This is a genomic window from Thermorhabdus hydrogeniformans (assembly GCF_049310025.1).
Classification (GTDB): Bacteria; Bacillota; Thermosediminibacteria; order Thermosediminibacterales; family Tepidanaerobacteraceae; genus JBJYKD01.
Window position 1 is genome coordinate 1 of record NZ_JBJYKD010000064.1, and the last position, 3,381, is coordinate 3,381.

The 3,381-nt window shown below is 49.8% G+C and carries 5 protein-coding genes; 4 read left to right on the forward strand and 1 reads right to left on the reverse strand.

Features of this window, described 5'->3' with window-relative positions; genetic code table 11:
* The first annotated feature begins 145 nt into the window (after nucleotides 1-145).
* The 3 genes from ilvA to sspI all read left to right on the forward strand — a co-directional run bounded on the left by ilvA (nucleotide 146) and on the right by sspI (nucleotide 2,608).
* Nucleotides 146-1,126 (forward strand): threonine ammonia-lyase, encoded by a 981-nt coding sequence (ilvA, locus tag ACKX14_RS15420; protein WP_422449231.1) that lies wholly within the window; start codon nucleotides 146-148, stop codon nucleotides 1,124-1,126.
* Nucleotides 1,123-2,238: an alanine racemase gene (locus ACKX14_RS15425; RefSeq protein WP_422449233.1), complete on the forward strand. Its 1,116-nt coding sequence runs from the start codon at nucleotides 1,123-1,125 to the stop codon at nucleotides 2,236-2,238. Before ilvA ends, ACKX14_RS15425 begins: the two co-directional genes overlap by 4 nt.
* Nucleotides 2,239-2,392: 154 nt before the next feature.
* Nucleotides 2,393-2,608 carry a small acid-soluble spore protein SspI gene (gene sspI / locus ACKX14_RS15430; RefSeq protein WP_422449235.1) on the forward strand — a complete coding sequence of 72 codons (216 nt, stop codon included), beginning with the start codon at nucleotides 2,393-2,395 and terminating at the stop codon, nucleotides 2,606-2,608.
* A gap of 43 nt (nucleotides 2,609-2,651) precedes the next feature.
* Here sspI and ACKX14_RS15435 read toward each other — a convergent pair whose 3' ends face one another.
* Nucleotides 2,652-2,888: a peptidoglycan-binding domain-containing protein gene (locus tag ACKX14_RS15435; protein WP_422449237.1), complete on the reverse strand. Its 237-nt coding sequence runs from the start codon at nucleotides 2,886-2,888 to the stop codon at nucleotides 2,652-2,654.
* Nucleotides 2,889-3,026: 138 nt separating this feature from the next.
* On the opposite strand from ACKX14_RS15435, the gene ACKX14_RS15440 reads away from it, so the two are divergent.
* Entirely contained in the window at nucleotides 3,027-3,296 is a 270-nt protein-coding gene (locus tag ACKX14_RS15440; RefSeq protein ID WP_422449239.1) for a hypothetical protein, read from the forward strand.
* The last annotated feature ends 85 nt before the right edge of the window (nucleotides 3,297-3,381 follow it).

Genomic DNA, 3,381 nt, shown 5'->3' on the forward strand with positions numbered 1-3,381 from the left:
TCCAAAACATTCCTTATGAAATTTTCAAGGTTCGGGAAAAGAAGTAAAAAAGTAGGGTTTCTACACTAGAATCAAATGATGTATTAAAATGGATTTAAAAATGATTGCCATAAATTGCTGCTTGAAAAATATAGGGGGGGCTCGAATGCTTGATTTTGTATCTATATTGAAAGCCAGGAAAAACATCAGGGATATAGCAATAAGGACACCTCTTGTAAAAAGCCGCCACCTGACGGAGCTTGCAGGAGCGGAGGTATACCTGAAGCTGGAAAATTTGCAGCGGACGGGTTCTTTTAAGATCAGGGGCGCCATCAATGTAATAAGGAATTTGAATGACGAACAGAAAAAAAGAGGGGTTATAACCTCGTCGGCTGGAAACCACGCCCAGGGCGTCGCCCTCGGGGCCGAACTTTTCGGAATCGATGCAAAAATTGTAATGCCCGAGAATACACCCGGAGTTAAGGTGGAGAACACAAAATGCTACGGTGCCCAGGTGGTGCTGTACGGCAGGAATTACGACGAGGCTCACGAACACTGCCTGAAACTGGCCGAAAGGGAGAGAAGGGTTTACATACCGGCCTTCGAGGACTATGACGTTATGTCCGGGCAGGGGACCATAGCATTGGAAATCCTTGAGGAAATACCGGATTTAGATATGATTTTGGTCCCGGTCGGCGGAGGCGGATTGATTTCGGGCATCGCCGTAGCCGCGAAGACCGTTAATCCGGGGATAAAGGTTATAGGCGTCCAGTCGACCGCGGCGTATACCATGTACGAGTGCTTTAAGGCGGGCAGGATGGTGGATGTACCCGTACCGCCCACCATTGCCGAAGGGCTTTCCGGCGGTATTGATCAGGTTACCTTTGATATCGTTAAAAAATACGTGGACGAAATGGTGCTGGCGGAGGAAGAAGGATTGCTTTACGCCATAGCGTGGCTGGCCACCCATGAGAGGCAGATAGCCGAAGGCTCCGGCATAGTCGGCGTGGCGGCGCTTTTGCAAAAAAAGGTGCAGCTTCCCGAGAGAGGCAAGGCGGCTGTGGTGATTTCCGGGGGCAACATCGACGGGGAACTCTTGAGAAAAGCGTTCCGCCAATTTGAAGAAGGGAAGGAGAAAGGGGTATGACTTTTAATTTGACGACCCCCAGCTTTTTGGTAGACCTGGATGTCCTGGAAGAAAACGTGCGGGAGATGGCTCGGCTTTGCAGGGAGAACAAAAAAAGGCTCTGGCCCATGGTGAAGACCCACAAAAGCACGCAGATAGCGGCTATTCAGGAGGAAGCGGGTGCCGAGGGATTTCTGGTAGGGACCCTGGACGAGGCCGAAAAGCTGGCCGAAAGCGGATTTAAAAATCTGATGCTGGCGTATCCGGCGGCAGGCACTGAAAACATAAGACGGGTGATGGAAATCGCGAAAAGATGCCGGCTCATAATCAGTCTAGACGGCGTTGAGGCGGCGCAAGAGGTGGAAACCGTGGCCGCCATTTCTGGAGTCAATCTGGAATTTCTCATAATAATCGACAGCGGCCTGCACCGCTTCGGCGTCTTTCCTCGGGACGCGGCAGAGCTGGCGGTAAAATTGTCGAAGTTCAAACACCTGAAGCTTAAGGGTGTGGGCACTCACCCGGGCCATGTCTATGGAGCGTCGAACCGCGAGGAAGTAGAAAAAGCAGCAGAGGAAGAAGCAGCCGCCGTTTTCTCGGCCGCGGAAAACCTGAAAAAAGCCGGATTTGATGTGGACATGGTTGCCGTAGGCAGCACCCCCACCGCGCGCTTTGCGATAATGGACCGCAGGGTGAACGTGGTGAGACCGGGCAATTACGTATTTTACGACAGCATACAGGTTGCGCTGGGCGTGGTGCCGGAGGAGCGGTGCGCACTCTCGGTGCTAGGCACAATAATATCCCACCCCCGGCCGGATACTCTTATCATGGATGTGGGCAGCAAATGCCTGGGTCTGGACAAAGGAGCCCACGGCATATCCCTGGTGAAGGGTTACGGAATTATAAAAGGCCACCCCGAACTCCTGATAACGGATTTATCCGAAGAAGTGGGGAAGATAAAGATAATTGGTTCCACTTCCATTAAAGTCGGCGACCGGGTCCAGGTGATACCAAACCATGCGTGTTCTGCAGCCAATATGACGGACTATCTCCTGGGTCACAGGAAAGGCAAGCTGGAAAAAACCATATATGTTGACGCCCGGGGCGGCACCGTCAGAAAACCAGTGACAGATTGATGGCTATCCCTCCTTCATTTGCTTGAAAGAGCTTTCTGTTCGGACGCACATTTCACTACAGCGGCACGCAAAAAAATGAAATCGGGCAGATGTTTTATTTTTTTAAAAAAAAGGGCATTCTATAGGGAGGAAATGCTGCAAAGGGAGGATGAACATGACTGCTCTTGATGTGCGCCAACTGGTTTTAAAAAATCTCGCGGGTAGTAGCCGGGAAGAAGTTGAGGGATATATCAATGAAACCATCGAAACCCGGGAAGAAGCCGCCCTGCCGGGAATGGGGATTCTTTTTGAGGCGGTATGGAAAAAGTCCAACAGTGCGGAAAAAAGCGGCATGATGGACAAGATAATGGATGCCATAAACAACGCCTAAGTTCTGACAACGAGAAAATCCGCTAAAAAGCGGATTTTCTTCTTTATGGGATGAGCTGTTCCAGCACCGCGATTGTACGGGGGCCCACCACTCCGTCGGGGACCAGATTGTTGTCGCGCTGAAATTGTCTTACGGCCCTTTCTGTCTGCCGCCCGAAAATTCCATCTATAGGCCCCACGTTGTACCCGAGGCTTTGCAGCCTTCTCTGGAGTTCTGCCACATCAGGCCCGCGCATCCCGCGGCGCAAAATCCTGGACCCTAATTGCTGTCGGGTATCCATAATATTTTACCTCCTGCAGCGTTTCTATTATATGATATTTTGTTTTCACAGATATTGTTACGATTTTCTATAAACTTAAACATTTTTCGGGAGCCCTTCATATATTGTATTAGGCCACAAAGAAAGGGGGAGAAAAATATGGACTGGTACAGTAGGGTAGAAAGGGCTTATGAAATGGATCTGGAGGAAATAAGAATTTTAGCCGATGTGGCGAGATATGCCCCGCCGCATGTTGCCCACCACGCACTGATGATTATGATGAATGAACTGATGGATGCTATGCACTGGCACATGATGCTTATGATGAGACCGGGTTTTGCTCCGCCGCCTTTTGGCGAATCGCCCTTCGGTCAACCGCCTTACGGCACTCAATTTAATGCCGGTGAGAAAAAGGCAGAAGATAAATAATCACATGTGGTAGCGTCAAATAAGAATATGAGAATTCCCTAAAAAATGGAAATCGTAGGTAGTAGCTGGCAAATCAATCAGTAAT

What these genes read in the sequence shown, in the direction of transcription:
- ilvA (WP_422449231.1), top strand. Translation starts at nt 146, where the DNA reads ATGCTTGATTTTGTATCTATATTGAAAGCCAGGAAAAACATCAGGGAT.
- ACKX14_RS15425 (WP_422449233.1), top strand. Translation starts at nt 1,123, where the DNA reads ATGACTTTTAATTTGACGACCCCCAGCTTTTTGGTAGACCTGGATGTC.
- sspI (WP_422449235.1), top strand. Translation starts at nt 2,393, where the DNA reads ATGACTGCTCTTGATGTGCGCCAACTGGTTTTAAAAAATCTCGCGGGT.
- ACKX14_RS15435 (WP_422449237.1), bottom strand. Translation starts at nt 2,888, where the DNA reads ATGGATACCCGACAGCAATTAGGGTCCAGGATTTTGCGCCGCGGGATG.
- ACKX14_RS15440 (WP_422449239.1), top strand. Translation starts at nt 3,027, where the DNA reads ATGGACTGGTACAGTAGGGTAGAAAGGGCTTATGAAATGGATCTGGAG.